At 60.2% G+C, this 16,842-nt stretch carries 11 protein-coding genes and 3 pseudogenes; 7 read left to right on the forward strand and 7 right to left on the reverse strand.

Features of this window, described 5'->3' with window-relative positions; translation table 11 throughout:
- Positions 1 to 77 precede the first annotated feature (77 nt).
- On the reverse strand, positions 78 to 1,808 hold the full coding sequence (locus AC0X69_RS20600; protein ID WP_482613799.1) for a phospholipase D-like domain-containing protein: 1,731 nt from the start codon (positions 1,806 to 1,808) through the stop codon (positions 78 to 80).
- Positions 1,809 to 2,101: 293 nt separating this feature from the next.
- Positions 2,102 to 2,995 carry an ArdC family protein gene (locus AC0X69_RS20605; protein WP_482613800.1) on the reverse strand — a complete coding sequence of 298 codons (894 nt, stop codon included), beginning with the start codon at positions 2,993 to 2,995 and terminating at the stop codon, positions 2,102 to 2,104.
- Positions 2,996 to 3,400: 405 nt separating this feature from the next.
- Between AC0X69_RS20605 and AC0X69_RS20610 the strand changes: the two genes are divergently transcribed.
- Entirely contained in the window at positions 3,401 to 4,060 is a 660-nt protein-coding gene (locus AC0X69_RS20610) for a HipA domain-containing protein (protein ID WP_482613801.1), read from the forward strand.
- A gap of 1,507 nt (positions 4,061 to 5,567) precedes the next feature.
- A complete protein-coding gene (locus tag AC0X69_RS20615) occupies positions 5,568 to 5,942 on the forward strand; it encodes a phasin family protein (RefSeq protein WP_482613802.1) in 375 nt (124 codons plus the stop codon).
- A 535-nt stretch (positions 5,943 to 6,477) separates the two neighbouring features.
- Here AC0X69_RS20615 and AC0X69_RS20620 read toward each other — a convergent pair.
- On the reverse strand, positions 6,478 to 6,723 hold the full coding sequence (locus AC0X69_RS20620; protein WP_482613803.1) for a hypothetical protein: 246 nt from the start codon (positions 6,721 to 6,723) through the stop codon (positions 6,478 to 6,480).
- Between the two features lie 177 nt (positions 6,724 to 6,900).
- Here AC0X69_RS20620 and AC0X69_RS20625 point away from each other — a divergent pair.
- A protein-coding gene (locus AC0X69_RS20625; protein ID WP_482613804.1) for an IS3 family transposase occupies positions 6,901 to 8,003 on the forward strand; the annotation gives its coding sequence in 2 pieces (ribosomal slippage) (positions 6,901 to 7,162 and positions 7,162 to 8,003; 1,104 coding nt in all).
- A 1,218-nt stretch (positions 8,004 to 9,221) separates the two neighbouring features.
- On the opposite strand, the pseudogene AC0X69_RS20630 reads toward AC0X69_RS20625, so the two are convergent.
- Positions 9,222 to 9,479: pseudogene (locus tag AC0X69_RS20630) on the reverse strand (integrase core domain-containing protein); the annotation flags it as partial.
- Between the two features lie 257 nt (positions 9,480 to 9,736).
- On the opposite strand from AC0X69_RS20630, the gene AC0X69_RS20635 reads away from it, so the two are divergent.
- A complete protein-coding gene (locus AC0X69_RS20635) occupies positions 9,737 to 10,966 on the forward strand; it encodes an IS110 family RNA-guided transposase (RefSeq protein ID WP_482613769.1) in 1,230 nt (409 codons plus the stop codon).
- 95 nt (positions 10,967 to 11,061) lie between these two features.
- On the opposite strand, the pseudogene AC0X69_RS20640 reads toward AC0X69_RS20635, so the two are convergent.
- Positions 11,062 to 11,883, reverse strand: a pseudogene (locus AC0X69_RS20640) (helix-turn-helix domain-containing protein); the annotation flags it as partial.
- 1,117 nt (positions 11,884 to 13,000) lie between these two features.
- Between AC0X69_RS20640 and AC0X69_RS20645 the strand changes: the two are divergent.
- The 3 genes from AC0X69_RS20645 (at position 13,001) to AC0X69_RS20655 (ending at position 15,103) form a co-directional block, all read left to right on the forward strand.
- Positions 13,001 to 13,123, forward strand: a complete 123-nt coding sequence (locus AC0X69_RS20645) for a hypothetical protein (protein WP_482613805.1) — start codon at positions 13,001 to 13,003, stop codon at positions 13,121 to 13,123.
- Between the two features lie 1,063 nt (positions 13,124 to 14,186).
- Positions 14,187 to 14,624 carry an Xre family toxin-antitoxin system antitoxin gene (locus tag AC0X69_RS20650; protein ID WP_482613850.1) on the forward strand — a complete coding sequence of 146 codons (438 nt, stop codon included), beginning with the start codon at positions 14,187 to 14,189 and terminating at the stop codon, positions 14,622 to 14,624.
- Entirely contained in the window at positions 14,606 to 15,103 is a 498-nt protein-coding gene (locus AC0X69_RS20655; RefSeq protein WP_482613806.1) for an RES family NAD+ phosphorylase, read from the forward strand. The genes AC0X69_RS20650 and AC0X69_RS20655 overlap by 19 nt, the downstream gene beginning before the upstream one ends.
- 430 nt (positions 15,104 to 15,533) lie before the next feature.
- Here the strand turns inward: AC0X69_RS20655 and AC0X69_RS20660 are convergent.
- Positions 15,534 to 15,791 (reverse strand): annotated as a pseudogene (locus AC0X69_RS20660) (transposase); the annotation flags it as partial.
- A gap of 90 nt (positions 15,792 to 15,881) precedes the next feature.
- Positions 15,882 to 16,828, reverse strand: a protein-coding gene (locus tag AC0X69_RS20665; protein WP_482608434.1) for an IS630 family transposase whose coding sequence is annotated in 2 segments (ribosomal slippage) — positions 15,882 to 16,489 and positions 16,489 to 16,828 — 948 coding nt in all. Because the reading frame shifts where the segments join, the coding sequence is not laid out codon by codon here.
- Positions 16,829 to 16,842 lie beyond the last annotated feature (14 nt).

Here is a 16,842-nt window from a genome sequence, read left to right on the forward strand (position 1 = left end):
GCATGCCGACTCCCTGGACGCCTGCGGTGCATTTTTCCGAGCGGTAGCGCCACACCCCCACCGTCGGCGGGGCACGATCAGAAGAACATACGCCGCCGGCGATCCTTGAACGCGCCTTGAGTGAAATAGGGTTTGAGCCATTCCTCGGGCTTTTCTTTCAGGAAGACCGCTTCGCCCGACTTTCCGTCGTCCGCCGTTTCCGCCGCCACGTCGCGAAAATAGAAATGCCGAAGGATGCGGTCGAATTCCGTCAGGTAGATGTCGGCGACGCGCGTATCGCCGCGGATCAGCATCATGTTCTCGTCGTTGCTGCGCAGCGAATCCTCCGAAAAATTCGCGGAGCCGGTGAACACAAGCGGATCGTCGGACAGCGGATCGATCATCAGGATTTTGGTGTGCACGAAAAAGATGTTCCCAAATTTGCGGTAATGCTCTTCTTCAAGGAACCATTTCGTGAGTTCAAAGCCGGGGATTTTACGCCGCAGGGTGAGTTCGCCCTTTTTGTTCGCGGCAAAGGCCTCCCCCAGCACATTGCCGTAAACGATGATAAGGTCCCGATCCCTGCCGAGAAGCTCTTTCGTCTTTTTGGTCGGCGGCTTTTCGAGCAGGATGAAGCGCAGGAAATCGCGGTCTTCCGCGAATGCGGGCGCGAGTATTTCATTGACGCCGAAACCGCCGGTGAACATCACGGCGCTGTCGGCGCCGCGGATTTGGTCGGCGTACCAGGTGAGCATGTCTTTCGTCGCCCGCGGCGAGAATATAGAGGTTACGGCGTTTTTCTTTAACGCTTCGCCCGGCTCGGGCGTCAGCGCATCGAGCTGCGCCACAAGCTCCTCCGGCTCCGGATCGTCCGCGAGCGCCTTCCAGTATTCGAAATACAGCGCCGCAACATTCGGATCGTCGACGCGGTGGCCGACATTGGTCTGCCCGAGGAATCCGGAGGGCGTGAAATTCGTGGAGCCGGTCCAGACGGCGACGGCAGTCTCTTTGTTCTCCAGCCGCACGATGAATTTGTTGTGCGGGATTTTCTTGCGCTTTGTGCGCTTGATAAGATTCTTGGCGGGAAGACCGGCCTCTTTGATCGCTTTCTTGTTGGCCTTGGTCGTATCCGTCTCTTTCAGGACGCCTGCAACCTTCGTCTTCCCCGCCTCGTAAACGATCATCACGTCGACCCCGCGCTTGATCGCGGCGCGGAGCGCGTTCAGGATCGGCGGATATGTGAATTCATAGGCGGCGAGGCGTAGCGCGTCGCCTTTCGGCGTTTCGTCGATGAATTCAAGGCAGGCTTCGAGAAGCCCGCGCGAAAGCCACTTCGTCTGCTTGTGATCGGGATTGTCCGGCTCGGGCGGCGGCGCGTTCTCGAACGTGTCCGCGTAAAACTGGCTCGCGATGGCGCCGCGGTTGAACCAGACGCCGTGTTTTTCGCCGTCCGCCCTTTCGGGCTCGGTGGTCAATTCGATCACGATGTCCTCGCCGTAGGTCAGGTTCCGCGGCGCGCCGTAAACCGGGCGGATCGTGTAGATATATTTGCGTCCAGGCTTTGCCGTGTAATCGCCCCACAGGAAACTCTGGATGGGCTGTTCGAGCGTCGTATAACGCACGCCTTTTTTCGGGCGCGGCACGACGGAGGGAAAAACCTTGAGTCCCTTGAGCCAGTAGGCTTGGCTTTCCGCGGGGTCCTCACGGTGGATGGCGAAGCCGAGCAGGCCTTCGCGGCTTGGCTCGTCGGCGTCGAATGCAAACAGAACCGTGTAGGCGCCGGCGATAGCGCGGGCGCGGATGCCGTCGCCGAAAACTGGCGTTCTCATGTCAATTCCCCGAAAATTGCCATTGCTATGGATTTATGATGATCCCAATACAGTATTGTTACACCCGTCCGCGACGGGCGGAAAGCGCGCCTGCCGGATCGGCAGGCGCGCTTTTTGAACTACGGCTCCCCGCATCAGCCGCTCGCCTTCGCCCCGCCGTCAAGCCCGGCAAATCCGGCTGCCGGCAACGCCGGCGACGGCTCGTTCCGCCGCCGGCGGAAGTCCGTTTTCAGCTCGAACAGCAGAGCAGCCGCCCCTGCGCCGCGCGGCGCACATCATGCTTGCTCATGGCGCTATGCGGCGTCCTGCGCCTGCTTCTGCAAACCGCCAAGGAAATCCGCCGCGCGCTGCGCGTGCGAGGCGGCGGTGAAGACCGCGCGTTTGTCGCCTTTCAGGACTTTCAGCCATGAGGCGATATAGGCCGCATGATCGTCCCGCACTTCCGGCGTCAGACCCAATTCAGCCGAGACGAATGCCGAGCCCATTTCCGCAACAAGCTCCTCCATCGCATAGCCTTCATCGCCCCAGCGCTTGCGCCCGAAATCCCGGTCCAGCCGCGCCGGATGGCGGGTCCAGTGAGTCATTTCATGGGCAAGAACGGCGTAATAGGTTTCCGTGTCCCTGAACGATTCAAAGGGCGGCATCTGCACATGATCGGATGAGACGCTGTAGTAAGCGCGCCCACCGCCCTGCCTTATGTCGGCGCCGGTCGCCGCGAAGAAGCATTCCGCCTGCGCGATGCGCGGCAGCGCATCGGTGACCGCCTGCGCCTTGGTGTAGTAATGTTCAGGGAGTCCTTCGATCTGCTCCACGTTAAAGACGGTGTAGGATTTGAGAAACGGAATCTCGCGCACGGATTCCTCGCCGCTGTCTTCGTCGGCTTCCCTCCTCGTCACGGATGAGGCGTAAACGACAAGGCTGCCCTGCTCGCCCTTGCGCACATGAGCGCCCAGCTCCATCGCCTGCCTGAAAGTCATCCAGACCGGCGCGCCGTAGCCTTTGCTCACGGCTTCCGACCAAAGCATGATGACATTGATGCCCTGATACGGAATGCCGTTAGAGCGCAGCGGGCGGGTGATGCGCCCGGCGGCATGTTCCGCGCTCCACGGCTGAAGCCACGGGCGGACGCCCTTTTCCAGAGCTTCGACAATCCTGCCTGTGATCTTCTCGTAAACATCATGTCTCATTGCCTTTCCTCTTCGTTGGCTGGCGGGTTGCGGCTGCTGCTGCAAACCGACTAGCCACGCGGCAATGAGCGGGGTGCGGCCGTCACAGGCCGGCGCGGGAATGAGGGGGATCGCCCGGGCTGCACGACCGAAGCGCAGCGCAGAGAGGAAGGCCGGGGACACGTCCCGGCGCCGCCGCGCCGAACGGCGCGAGCCTGGCCTTGACGGCCCCGGGGCCGCAGGCCCTTTTTAATGAATACGAATATTCAGCCCAGGCTGTTCTTCTCCCGCGCGAGGGATCGTCATGTGCAAGGGCCGAGTTACACCCCCGGATAACGATATGAGGTGATGCGGCGCACGAAACCTGAGCTTGCGGCGCTGCCGCCCCGGATCGCCGGCGACTTGCCGAGATTCCTGGAAGGGTCGATGGAGCTGCAACGCACATTGCGGCCTGAACATCATCCGCAGGGCATTGGCGCGGCCGGGTATGGGGCCGCGGCTGCAAGCGCACGGGGCCGCGCACGCCGGGAGCGGCGTGTTGCGATCGTCTTAAGCGCTGCCGCCCCGCCGCTTCCCCCGGTTGTCGCCGAAAACCAGGCCGCTTCAACAATCCGCGCATCGAGCACGGCATGCTGCGCCTTGCCGCCGAATGCGGCCTTCATGTCGCGGACAGCCGCCTTGAAACCGTGGGCGGCAAGGAGGTCCTGCTCGTGCGCCGCTTCGACCGCGACCACGCCGAAACCGGCTATCGCATACCGCATGGTCAGCGCCCTCACCCTGCTGCGGACGGGTGACCAGCCGGAAGACCGCGCACAATGCTCCTACCTCCCCTTTGCCGATGAAATCAGGCGCGTCAGCTCGGCTCCCGAAGCCGATCTCCAGGAGCTGTTCGGGAGGATTTGCTTCAATGCGGCGGTTTCCAATCTCGACGACGACCCGCGCAATCAAGCGGCGCTCGGCAGGGACAGGAGCTGGCGGCTCAGCCCCACCTACGATCTCACCCCAACCTCGGCCATCGCCGAAGAGCGGCGCGATCTTGCAATGACGTGCGGCCCCTACGGGCCTACGCGAACCGCGTCAATCTGATCGCCGCCACGGCCGTTTCTTTCTTTCGCAAGATGAGGCGGCGGCAATCTTCGACCACACCGCCGCAAAGGCAAAAAAACGCTGGCGCCCGCTCATGCGCAGCATCGGAGCCACCGAACGGGATTGCGAAATCATCACCCGGGCCACCGTATACGGCGGGCCCTTTCTGCAAACGCGCGAGGCCTGATTGATGAGGGTCTAGGGCATCGACTTCACGAGCACGACGTCGCGACGCAAACTTCTCTCCTGCCTTGCCTGTACTTTTGACTGTGGTCTCCTGCGGAAATCACCCCAAGAATGGCAGATTTTTCTGAATTCGAATGAACATCGAAACACCCCGGCCGTGGATTGCCGGGGCCAACTTTCGATTCGGTCAATCCCCAGGTGAGAGCATCGGCTTGGACGCTGACTGAGCCGGCTATGTCCGCACGCGCAAAGCCTCGGACGGGCCGGACTCCGGAAGCCCTTAACGGCTACCGCACGCCTTCGCCTAAGAAACACCGCCGCCAGACAGATTGTGGTGGATCCGATAAGCCCGCAAATTTTTACGGCGTTCTCGTCACACCGATGTTATTCGAAGACGCCCTACGCCTGATCGACGCAACCGTTGCGATTCGGTCATCTCTGGGAAGGCGCTTCCGGCCCATCGTCATCGAATCCTACCTCAACGTGCTCCCGCTCGATCATCAGCCGCTGTCACGCTTTAGTTAGAGGGTCCGCATTGGGCAACGAGATTCTACGCCTCAATAACGCCTCACGAAGAAAGCCAATTTGGCGTTCGGGCTCGCAGTGGTCATCCGCGGCGATGTTCTCCGAGAGAGCGGGTCGTTCGTATCAGCACAGGGAAACGGGGCGCCGTCTTGCCCCGAGTGTGGAGGGGTTCAGCATCTCGCCATAGTTGGCGCGTCGGGCGCCTGTAGGATCTTGTCATGCAGGGCGCCCCTGCCGTTCTTGAGCCGCGTTAGGGGCAATGGCGATGCGTGAACGAGCGATGCGCGCGACTTTCGTCGAAAGACCGATGATGGCGTCTCTATTTCACGAGAAAGGCGGCGCGTCGCCGAACTTGTGCGATTCTTCGGCCATGCCGCTCGCGGCAGGACAAGCGAGACGTCGTCATGCGTCAACTCGCGATGGGCTTCCGCGGAATTCTTTGGCCCGCTCACGGCGGCAGCGTTTCGAACAACGATCGACGACTCTGGAGGGTTCAAACATTCGAGAGCCGTCGGAGCGCATATGGGTTTTTCTATGCGGCGGCCGTGCGCCGATCGCGCAGAAAGGCGTGTGATCCGCCCTATCGCGCGGCGAGACGATCCGTACTGGAACGCATCCTCGGGCAAGGACGCAAGAGCCCAAATTCGCGTCGAGGATGCTCCATCCGCTGGCGCATCATTCGGCTCGGCGCCGTATCGCTAACGCGTATAATTACTGATAGGTGCAGCGCACATAATCAATTAGCTCTAGGAGCCGCGCGGGAATTGTCCGGCGCGTAGCAAGAAGTGGAACAACCATGACGCTCTTCCCGAATATGAAGACATTCGGTACGAATCCGTTCGAGGCGTTTACCAGGACGACTACAGCGTCAATCAAGGGATTAGAAACCATCGCAGCCGAAACGGCGGACTATTCGAAGAAGTCCTTTGAAAAAAACCGCGCGTTTTTTGAACAGCTGACGGGCGTGAAGAAGATCGACGAAGCGATTGAGCTCCAGTCGGCCTTCACCAAATCCTGCTATGACGACTTCCTGGCGCACGCCTTCAAGATTGGCGAGATGTATTCTAGCCTCGGCAAAGAAGCGTTCCAGCCGATCGATATCGCATCGCCCGCACCTTCGCCAGTCACAGCGCCCCCATCAAAAGCGCCAATCGCGGCCAAGCAGAGCTAAAATTGCACGTTATTCCGAACGTGGCGTCGCTGCTCTCCGAGAGAGGTGATTCGTTGGACGATCAGAGGAGAGCAGCGATGACGATGTTTGCGGGATCGGACCTCTGTTCTTTCATTATCGTTCGCGGACGCTCGGAGCGCCGACGGCCCCATGTTCCGTTGTGCCGAACCTTTGTCGCGCGCGAATCTTGTAGAGATATTTGCGCGCCATTCTCGGCGATGTGGATCTTGCACACCACCTGCTCTGCCAAAGAGACAGCGGACTGGGCCCAGCAGCATCCTGAAAGCGACGGCGTCAGCCACGACCGCTGCGGAGCATCGAGCGACACACTGGGTCAACCGCTTCGGGTCGCCCTCAACTCCACCTGTCCCAGAAGATCGTCAAGCAGCGCCGCGCGCGGCAGCCAAGTCGCTACCCAACTCGGGCAGCTTGGCGTTGATGCCGAGTTCGCGGCTCCAATTCAAAGATTTTCCGTGCCCGTCGATGCAAGAGACCGGATAGGCCGACGTTTCTTTTACGAGTTTTGATACCGGGCCTACATGGGATGCTTTTCAAATCTGGAGCGACCTTTGTCGACATGGCGTCCAGACATCCGGGCGGTAACGAGCCGAGCAGCAATATAGCCGCAATTGAAGAGAGCCCGGCTTGATCCGGCGGCCCGCTGGAAAATCTCTCCGGTCGGTTGCTGTTCTCTCTGTTGGAGCGGACGCGACTGCTCACGCCCCTCCGAGACTACCAAGGTCACCGCTTTGAGGAAAGCCTCGCCGAGCTTCGCCGTCATGCGTCAACTCGCGATGCCGCTTCTGCGGCGTTCTGCGCGGCCAAGAACCTAACAAGTTCAGTTCCTGGCTTATGGCAGGGCATAGTGTCCCGCCTGTGATCCGCTCCCGTGAAACTGGATCGTTTTTGGTTAGAGTCTTCCGGGCATGGTCCCTTCGGTTGGGAGGAGCGGAAGACGATGAAAGCGTCGAAGTTTTCGGATGCGCAGAAGGCGTTCATCCTGAAGCAAGGAGCTGACGGCGTGCCGGTGGCCGATATTTGTCGGAAGGCCGGAATCAGCCAGGCGACCTATTTCAATTGGAAGCGAAAATACGAAGGCATGCAGCCGCCGGAGATGCGGCGCTTAAAGCAGCTTGAGGACGAGAACGCGAAGCTGAAGAAAATCGTCGCCGATTTGTCGCTTGATCGCGAGATGCTTCAGGACGTCATCCGCCGAAAGCTCTGAGGCCTGGTCGCAAGCGCAAGCTGGCGGCGGGGATTTGCAATGAGTGGAATGTCTCGATCCGGCGCGCTTGCCGTGTTCTCGAGTTCGACACATCCAGCTACCATTATAAGTCCCGTCGCCCCGATCAGGCCGGTCTCGAAGCGCGCATCAAGGAGATCTGCGCAACGCGTGTGCGCTACGGCTACCGCCGCGTGCACGTGTTGCTGTGCCGCGATGGCTGGAACATCAACGTCAAGAAGACATACAGGATCTACAATGAGCTTGGCCTGCAATTGCGCAAGAAGCCGCCGAAGCGGCGCGTCAAAGCGAAGCTCCGCGACGATCGGAAGCCAGCGAGCCAACCGAACGAGACATGGGCGATGGACTTCGTCCACGACCAGCTGGCGACCGGCCGGAAGATCAGAGTGCTCACGGTCGTCGACACGTTCTCGCGCTTCTCTCCGATCATCGACCCGCGCTTCAGCTACCGGGCTGAGAATGTTGTGCGGGCGCTGGAGCGCACATGCGCGCAGATCGGCTACCCGAAGACGATCCGCGTCGATCAAGGCTCGGAGTTCGTCTCGCGCGACATGGACCTTTGGGCCTATGCGAAGGGCGTCACTCTGGATTTTTCTCGCCCGGGCAAACCCACGGACAATGCGTTCATCGAAGCTTTCAACGGTCGCTTCCGGGCCGAGTGCCTGAATGCGCACTGGTTCCTGTCGCTTGACGACGCGCGGGCGAAAATGGAGGATTGGCGCAGATACTATAATGAGGAACGCCCACACGGGGCGATCGGGAACAAACCCCCGATCACGTTGCAACTGCCCGATGGCGCACCCAGCCCGTCATCGTGAATAAAGCCCGAAAACTCTAACTTCGGGCGGTCCAATGTTTGGGAGCAGAGCAAAAGCCCGAAAACTCTAACTTCGGGCGGTCCAATGTTTGGGAGCAGAGCACAATAGGCCGGACTCTATTCGATCATGGAGGTGTTTCTCAGGGGCAGGTCACCTGGAAGCTGGCGAACCAAGCGTCCAGCTTCGCACGTTAATGGGCGGCCGATCGGCGTTGAACGCTTGAACTCGCGGCGACCCGCAGGCAAGGCAGAGCTGCAACGCTGAAGCACGAACCTCTAACCGAGCCCGCCTGGATGTCCACACATTTGAAAAAAACAAATCAGCACAGTTGCAAGCGACGGTCTTTCCCGCGTTGCAGCCACCGTAAAATTCGCTTGAGGGCGCGGGACAAGTCCGTCGTCTAGGGCGTCACAGCCACGCATGAGTGTCTTCCCGAACAGTGATCATCGAGCAGCCTAACTGGCGTTTCCGTTCTCTCCGGCCTTGGACTCGAGCTTGAGAATCTATTCTTTCTTGTCGCGCTGAGAGCGTGACGTGACATTTCGGCCGCGATTTCGAGTTCTGTCGCTTGCTGCTTGCCCACAGTCGGGCGCGAAGCTAGTGGCGGCCGCGTCGCCGTTTTCGCTTTTGAGGGGACTGGGATTTGCAATTTCCGGAGCTTGAGGTGCACGGGGGGGTCTGTTCGCAGGAGTCGCTGGAAGAGACGCGAGGGTCTTTTGTTGAAGAAGGTCCGGAAGCACGCGCCCAGGAGAAGGTTTTGACGTCGAATTCACTTCGGGACGTTGTACTGCCTTACCCCCGAAAATCGCATCCGCCGCTTCGAGCGCCGCCGCATATGCGGCATCCTGTTCAGTCGGCGATGTCGCGAGGCTGTTTGGATCACCAAGAGCTGGATCCCGGCCGGCGTTCTCAGCATCGCCATTATCTAACGGCTTCGATGCGCGAGATTTCGGCAAGCGACCCTTGTGTTCCGTAATAAACGGACGAATCGGCGGTCGCATCGACGTCTTGATCCTTGTTTGCCTGCATCGCTTTAGCGGCTCGGTTTAGCGAGCGACGTGAAGCGAACCAAGATTAGGGTTGGCGTCGTCGATCTTACAAGGGCCGACCTCGCGCTTGGGAGCAAACTTTATTTTTCTGTGTAGAAAATCTCCGACCGCATCAGATGTACAAGTTGATATTTGATCTGACAGACGGCCTGAGTTGGCGGATGTCGTTTCAGGCGGCGTTGCTCTCCTCGTTTGCCTGAAGATGACCTGATTTTTCGCGCGCCAGCGGCAACGCGTCAATGAAGGTTTGCATCGGTGTCTTGCCGAAGCACCATTTGCCCTGATGCGGACGGATTTCGTTGAACGCGCGCATCCACAGGTCGAGATCGGCCTGCAGCTCATCGATCGTCGCATAAACCGTCTTGCGGAAAGCGATGCGATAGAATTCGTCGAGCATGGTCTTGTGGAAACGCTCGACGATGCCGTTATCCGGTATGTGATTCCTGGCGCCTTTTCGTCCGGCTGTTTTCTTTTTGGGAACGGCGTATGGTGAGCCCATCCGGGACGAGGGGCGCCGGGAGCACGAAGGTGCGGGCAGGCCGCCGATAGACATTGGGCTGAGAGCCCGAGCTCGTTACATGGCCGCCCCTGCGACTTTCCCGGATGCGCCGCGAGCGCGGATCAGTAGATGTCGTGTTGCCCGCCAGCTCCCATTTTGAACGAGGCAAAGGGGAGAGATTGGGCATGCGCATCATTGGACTGGACATTCACCGAGCTTTCGCCGAAGCGGTGGCTTGGGATGACGGAAAGCTAAAGCGGCTAGGGCGCGTTGACATGCGACGCGCGCTTCTGACGGCCTTTGCGCAAAAACTCTCGGAAGATGACACCGTGGTTATCGAGGCGACGGGCAATGCAGCGGCTGTCGCAGCGGTTATCGCTCCGCATGTCAAGAAGGTCGTGATCGCGAACCCGAAGCAAGTGCGCATGATCGCTCACGCGAAGATCAAAACCGATACGATCGATGCGAGCGTATTGGCTCAGCTCTACGCCAGCGGCTTCCTGCCCGAAGTTTGGATCCCCGACGAACCGACGCAGGCCTTGCGCCGTCAGGTGACGCGTCGCAATCAGATTGTCCGACAGAGATCCCGTCTCAAGAACATCATACAATCGATTTTGCATGCCTATCTCATCCCGTCTTGCCCGCATGCAGATCTCTGCGGACCTAAGGGCCGGGCCTGGCTCGTCGAGCAGGTCGTGCCCGAGGATGAGCGCCTCGCGATCGAACGGCATCTGCGCGAGTTCGACCGCCTGGGCGAGGACCTGAAAGTGATCGAACGCGATCTGGCCCGCTCGGCTCTTTCGGACGATGGCGTCAAGCGTCTGATGACGATCCCGGGCGTCGACATGGTGGTGGCGCTTGCGATCGTGGCTGCGGTTGGCGATGTGACCCGTTTCGGCGAACCGCAGAAGCTTGTCAGCTACCTCGGCTTGAACCCAAGTGTCCGGCAGTCGGGACCAGGGCCGGCTTATCACGGCCGGATTACCAAGCAAGGCCGCGGTCATGCCCGCGGCATGCTCGTAGAGGCCGCCTGGGCCGCGGCGCGCGCGCCGGGTCCTTTGAGAGCTTTCTTTCTCCGGGTCAGGGCCCGGCGCGGCCAGCATGTAGCGGCCGTCGCGACCGCGCGCAAACTCGCCATCGTGATTTGGCATCTCTTGACCAAGGGCGAGAGCTATGTGTGGGCGCGTCCGTCGCTGCACGCGAAGAAGCTGCGCGACCTCGAGCTCAGGGCAGGATTCAAGCCGGCGCGCGGCCAAAAGGGCGCAGCTCACGCCTACAACATCAAGAGTTGCCGAGACGAGGAGCGGAGGTGGGTGGAGCAGGCCGAAACGGCTTATGCCCGCTTTGTCTCCGGATGGAACCCTCGCGGCCCAAAAAGGGTGCGCACAGGCGCCGCAAACGAGGTGCGACGATAAAGGCTGCGCGGCAGGGCTCTCACCTCATGCCCTGCTCTTCGCCACGCGGTCACCCGTGCGCAGGGAGAGAATAACCCAAATCCGAAAAATAAACTCTTGTCGATCACATCAGTGGTTTGCGGGCTCTTCGCCTTGGTGCGCGTATGGTCGATGTCCTCGACCGCGAGATACAGCTCGTATTCGTGCCGCTCGGGGTTGCCGCAATATTCGGTTCCGCGATCGGTGAGCACGCGTTGCAGCGGAATGCCGTGCTCCTCGTAGAAGGGAATGACGCGGTCGTTCAAGAGATCGGCGGCGGTGATCGGCGTCTTGCGGTCGTAGAGCTTAGCGAAGCCAACCTTGGCGTGGGTGTCGACGAAGGTCTGCTGGTAGACGCGGCCGACGCCTTTCAACGTGCCGACGTAGAAGGTGTCCTGCGCGCCGCAATAGCCGGGGCATTCGGATACGAACTCGCCATGCGCTTCTTTGTCGGCCTTGGCCTTTTCCAGCGCGGCGACCTGCGCCTCGGTGAGGATCAGCTGCTCCTGCGCCATCTTGGCTTCGAGCGCCTTCAGCCGGTGTTTCATGGTCGCGAGGTCGTGGCGCAGCCAGATCGAGCGCACGCCGAACGGCGACACGCTGATCCCTTTCTTGGCCAGCTCGTTGGCGACACGCGTCTGGCCCCAGGCCGGCTGGTCGATCGCCATGGCGACGACCGCCGCCTCGGTCTCGGGCGCCACTCGGTTCTTCAGCAACGGCTTGCGGCGAGACAGTTCCTGCAGCGCCAGTTCGCCGCCTTTGTCATAAAGGTCCTTGAAGCGATAAAAGCTGTCGCGGCTGTAACCCATGATCTTGCAAGCCTGGCTGACGTTGCCAAGCTGCTTGGCCAGCTCGAGCAGGCCTGCCTTGGCGCGGATGATTTTCTGTTCCTGGGTCATTTCGGTGTCTCCTGGAGACGCCGTGGCGGGGGCTGCGCTACCCCGACCAACTCCGCCCCCGCCACGGCTCCCGCGTGTGGCTAAAAACACCGTCCGTCAGATTAAATCAAAACTTATACACATCAGAACTTTTGTGGTTACAGTCACCCGCTGTTGGACTAACGGCGAGAGCTCCTATAAGGCGCTCTCACCCTGCCGAGTTATTCGGCCATAAACCGCCTTTTGTGAAGTTCACTGTCGCGCTTAAAACGCGCCGAAGCGTTGGGTCCGACAAGGCCACGATGCGTAAAGCCGCAGCGCACCTTGCTCCGCCTATAGAAGCGCCTGCTGGCGCTCTCCTACCGCTTCACCCCCGCGCGATCTGCCTTTGCATTTTCATCCCAGAGGCGATTGACGAGTCCGCGCCTGCTTGCGCCGACGCTAGAGCGGACCTGCCGGCGCGAGGGGTCGGCCTTCTGCACCGCCTCAACGCCCGGCGGCGACCCAGCGCATCGTTGCACGGGAAGAACGTGTGCGCGCCAAGAAAGGAGCGGCTAGGATGCAATCCGAGAACGCCGCGGTTTCGGCAAGGCTAATTCTCTATTTCAAGCCGCCCAAGATTCCGCAAGAGCCAACGTCGACCACGGACGCAGCGCTATCCGAGCGTGACGCCGCGTTAGGAAGTACGCGCCGGCGACAACGCAGCGTGTTTCGCCTATGCCGCGGCAATTTCGGAACGCGCATCAGCGCAGCGCCACGATCGAGGCAGCAGGCGTGGTGATTATTAATAGTGACGAGCTGCGCGTGAAACTGAAAAGCTTGCGGCGGCATGGGGCAACAAGGAAAGGAATCTCTCTGAGAGGGTTTCGCCAGCCAGCCGATTAGCGCTAAAGCGCGGAAGCAAGCGTGACAGGTGCAGAGCTGACCGCCCTGAAGCGCAGATGAGCACGTCGCCGACCTGGGGCCGCGATCGGCGAAGCTATGACACCGGTGCGACCGCCGTCGTTTTGAGCACGCTTAAGCCGGCGCTGAGTGCAGACAGTCGAGTTGGAGCTGTCCCTCTCCAGTGTATTAGTGGGCTTTCAACGCTCTTTAACGGCTGGACCTCTATACCGAACTTTCTCAGGCGAACCGGTTCATGTGCTTTCTCAAAAAACTCCCAAACCTCGCCGCGCCGCTTGTCGGGGTCACAGTCGCGCTTGCCCTGTGCGTCATCGTGTTCGCATTGTCTTTGACCGGAGCCGATTCGACCGTCGAATAGGAACGTAACCTCAGCGCTGAAGCAACAGCATCATGGCGCCCAAAATCTCGGCCATGACGATTGACGCGATCACGGCATTAGCGATCGGAGCTCGGATCATACCCAGAATATTGGGCGCTAGCGCACCGATTCAATTAGGCACGTCGCGCGCGAGCGGCTGAAAAAGGCCCACGACTTCGGCTAAAAAAATGCGCGCCGACGAGGCTGCGCGTCGCACCACGTCCAAAGCGCCAACTCCCAACCGTACGCCGTTCACGAAAATCAGACTACGCGCGGCCCCTGCGCGCCCTTGCGGGCGATGCCGTCGGCATAGTCGTCGCATTGCGCACCCGTGTTCTGACGCGTGCGAGACGTGAACGTCACAACGGTAACGCGGAAGTTCTTGCATTTGGCATCATCGCCGCGCTTCCGCAAATACTTCTGAACGCCACTTTCGTGCGCTCTCAACGCCTCGGCAACGGGGGCGCCGTGATTACCCGCGAAGCGTCAATTTAAGGCAGCCCCGCTTCAAGACGGGCGTTCAGCGCTTTTCTCGCGATAGGCCGCCCGGGCCAGCGCGCCGATCGCGATCTAATTCGACCGCTCGGCGGCGAAACCCATCATCTCGCGGAAAATATCCGCATCGGGCGTTCTCAGTTGCATTGGAGTGTCGCAACTCGGCGAATCGTCGATGCCCGCTGCAGGCCGCTCGCTCGCTACGGCGCAACGAAAAGCGCGTTGCGAGCGGTCTTGCTCCAACCAGCTACACCATCGCTGGGGGCACGACCTGCACTTTTATGGTTTTCTGATTGGACTCCTGCTCACGTCACAGCACGCTCTTGAAAGATGACAACCTCCCCCTGGAGCAGGATAAACTATCTCTTCGCTGGCTGCTGGCTTGCCCGGCAAGAAAATCCCTGGCGTGTTTGCCCGCCGTCGTCTTTGATCCGCGTTGACATCTATCCTGGCCCTCCAATCAACTGGAAGCTCATGAATAGGGCCTGATTCTGAACGGGAAAGCTTGTATCCCGGCAATATGCCGCGTATATATCTGGCAGATTGCCGGACCAGCAAGGATGCCAGGATGCCCCTGACTATCTTCGAAGAGATCGCCCGCAAGCTTGGAGGGGCGGCGGTGATTGGCGCGCCAGTCCATTCGCAGGCCGATCTTGCCTTGGCGATCCGCAACCGACTTCCCTTGTCCGCTCTCAAAGGGCTCTCCAAGGCGGGTCTAAGCGAGAATGAAATCGAGATGTTCGTAATCCCACAACGCACCCGCCGCCATCGCGCCGAGAAGCGCCAACCTTTAACCGTGGACGAGTCTGATCGCGCGGTCCGCCTTCTCCGAATTCAGACCGTGGCGGAGGATGTATTCGGCGACAAGGACAAAGCCAATTATTGGCTGCGGCGGCCTTTGGCTGAACTCTCGGGCGAAACGCCGCTCGTAGTCGCCCAAACGGATGTGGGCGCACGGGTAATCGAAACGATCCTCGGCAAGATCGCATGGGGCGCGGCGGCCTAATGCTGCTATGGCGTCTGTCGGCCAAGCAATATGCGAACAATTTCGACGGTGGATATGGCCTGCTCTTTGATGGCCGGTGGAACACCATAGGACACGCCGTAACCTATTGCGCGAGTTCGCCATCCCTGTGCGTGCTGGAGAAGCTTGTTCACGTCGAGGATCCAGCCCTCCTGCCCGATCTTGTCATGGTCACCTATGATGTTCCCGAACGGACCGATTTCTCCTCGATTGGCCTCGACCAACTGCCAAAAGATTGGCGTCGGCGAGAAGGTTTCACGCAACTTCGCGGCGATGTCTGGCATCGCTCGCGCTCAACTCTATTGCTCAAAGTCCCGTCCGCGATTGTTCCTTTGAAAGATTCGCCCGACGTCAACGTTATGATCAATCATAATCACCCCGGCGTCATCGACATCAAAATCTGTTCGACTGAGCCATTCGCGCTCGATCAGAGATTGTTGCGAAAGCGCCGTCATTTATGACGGCAATTATTCGTTTCCTATCCCCAACGAGAACCCCTTTATCCATCGCAGCTCTATCAAGCTGCTCGGATCGCAAGCCACGCAAGTCTGCTGGTCAAATTCGGAAAAGTACTCCAAAGGCGCATGTGTGGACGGCGCCCGCGGGTCAAGGCTTTTTTGCTGCGCTGACTGCGGTCGGGTGCAGTCATGTGTCCGGCCTGTCGACGCGGCATTCATGACCGCTGGCCCTGATGAAATTCGCGGATCGGATTCCATTCAGCTCATCGCGCTTCGATGCGCCGTCCCCTTTTGATCGGATTGTCCCGCTCCTCGGTTCGACCGATTGCCATCACACCATTTTCACCTCGACCATCTCGATGAACGCCTATCGGCAGTTCGGATCACGCAGGAACGGCTCCAGTGCGATAAACGCCGTCTCTCACCCGGCCGTGGGGGCGCGCTCGCGCGCGAACCGTAGAACGGACGTGGCCCCGATTATCAGCAGCCGTCGAATGCAAGGATCGCCCTGCTTCGTAATGCCGCGCAGTCGCTCTTTGCCGCCACTGGAATGCTGTCGCGGCACGAGACCGAGCCACGCGGAAAGTTGCCATCCGGACGCAAACAATCCTGGGTCGGTTACAGTTGCGGCAATCGCGCTCGCGATGATTGGGCCGATGCCCGGTATCGTTTCCAGGCGTCGACTCACGGGGTTTGCCCGATGCCAGGTCTGAATGCGTTTCTCGATTTCGGTCACACGAATCCGAGCCGCTCGAATCTGTCCAGCTAGAGCGGATTCACACTAAACCGGCTCATATCCTGCGGCGGCGAAGAAGTTCGCGCATTCCTGCGCCGTGAACTCTTCGAGCACGGCGGCGATCCTATCCCAGAGGGCGTCGACGGATCGCTCGGCGGCCTTTCGCAGCAGCGCTTTGAGTTTCGAGAAGGCCATCTCGATCGGGTTGAAATCCGGACTGTAGGGCGGGAGATAAAGCAGCGTTGCGCCTGCCGCCTCGATCGCCTTGCGCACGCCAGCGCCCTTGTGGCTGCCGAGATTGTCCATGACGACGATGTCGCCTTTGCGTAGCGTCGGAACGAGAACCTGATCGACATAGGCCTGGAACCAGAGGCCGTTGATCGGTCCGTCGAGGACAAAAGGCGCCGTTAAGCCCGTGTGGCGAAGGCCGGCGACGAAGGTCGTCGTTTTCCAATGTCCATGCGGGACGCTGGCGCGCAGCCTCTCGCCCTTCGGGGCGCGCCCGCTCTTGCGCGCCATGTTCGTCGTCGCCCAAGTCTCGTCGATGAAGATGAGCCTCTCGGGATCGAGGTCGAGCTGACCATCGAACCAGTCTTGGCGTCGCTTTATGATGTCCGGCCGGTTTTGCTCGCTCGCATGGGCGGTCTTTTTTTGAATGTCAGACCGCAGCGGTCGAGAAACGTCCACAGCGTCGCGCGACTGGCCTTAACGCCGCGCTCGGCGAGCAGCCGCCCCAAGAGTTCGCTGATGGTCAAATCCGGCGTCGACTTGATCAGTCCCAGCAGATAGTCGCGGTGCGGATCGAGCTTCGAGCGTCGCGGCTGCCCCTGCTTGCGCGCCGTTCGCTCGCCCGTCTGGCGCGCCCGCCGCACCCACACGATCGCCGTCGCGTCGCCGATCCCAAACCGCGCTGCAGCGTGGCGAGCCGGCAATCCCGCCAACGCGGCGTCAATCACGCGATCACGCAAATCCTGGCTGTAAGCCCGAGCCATGCTTCGCCTCCATC

It is taken from the genome of Methylocystis sp. Uni0008 (assembly GCF_056838045.1).

Coding starts and splice junctions, on each gene's coding strand:
- AC0X69_RS20600 (WP_482613799.1), bottom strand. CDS start 1,808: ATGAGAACGCCAGTTTTCGGCGACGGCATCCGCGCCCGCGCTATCGCC.
- AC0X69_RS20620 (WP_482613803.1), bottom strand. CDS start 6,723: ATGACGGCGAAGCTCGGCGAGGCTTTCCTCAAAGCGGTGACCTTGGTA.
- AC0X69_RS20645 (WP_482613805.1), top strand. CDS start 13,001: ATGTGCTTTCTCAAAAAACTCCCAAACCTCGCCGCGCCGCTTGTCGGG.
- AC0X69_RS20605 (WP_482613800.1), bottom strand. CDS start 2,995: ATGAGACATGATGTTTACGAGAAGATCACAGGCAGGATTGTCGAAGCT.
- AC0X69_RS20655 (WP_482613806.1), top strand. CDS start 14,606: ATGGGGCGCGGCGGCCTAATGCTGCTATGGCGTCTGTCGGCCAAGCAA.
- AC0X69_RS20650 (WP_482613850.1), top strand. CDS start 14,187: ATGCCCCTGACTATCTTCGAAGAGATCGCCCGCAAGCTTGGAGGGGCG.
- AC0X69_RS20610 (WP_482613801.1), top strand. CDS start 3,401: ATGGAGCTGCAACGCACATTGCGGCCTGAACATCATCCGCAGGGCATT.
- AC0X69_RS20615 (WP_482613802.1), top strand. CDS start 5,568: ATGACGCTCTTCCCGAATATGAAGACATTCGGTACGAATCCGTTCGAG.
- AC0X69_RS20635 (WP_482613769.1), top strand. CDS start 9,737: ATGCGCATCATTGGACTGGACATTCACCGAGCTTTCGCCGAAGCGGTG.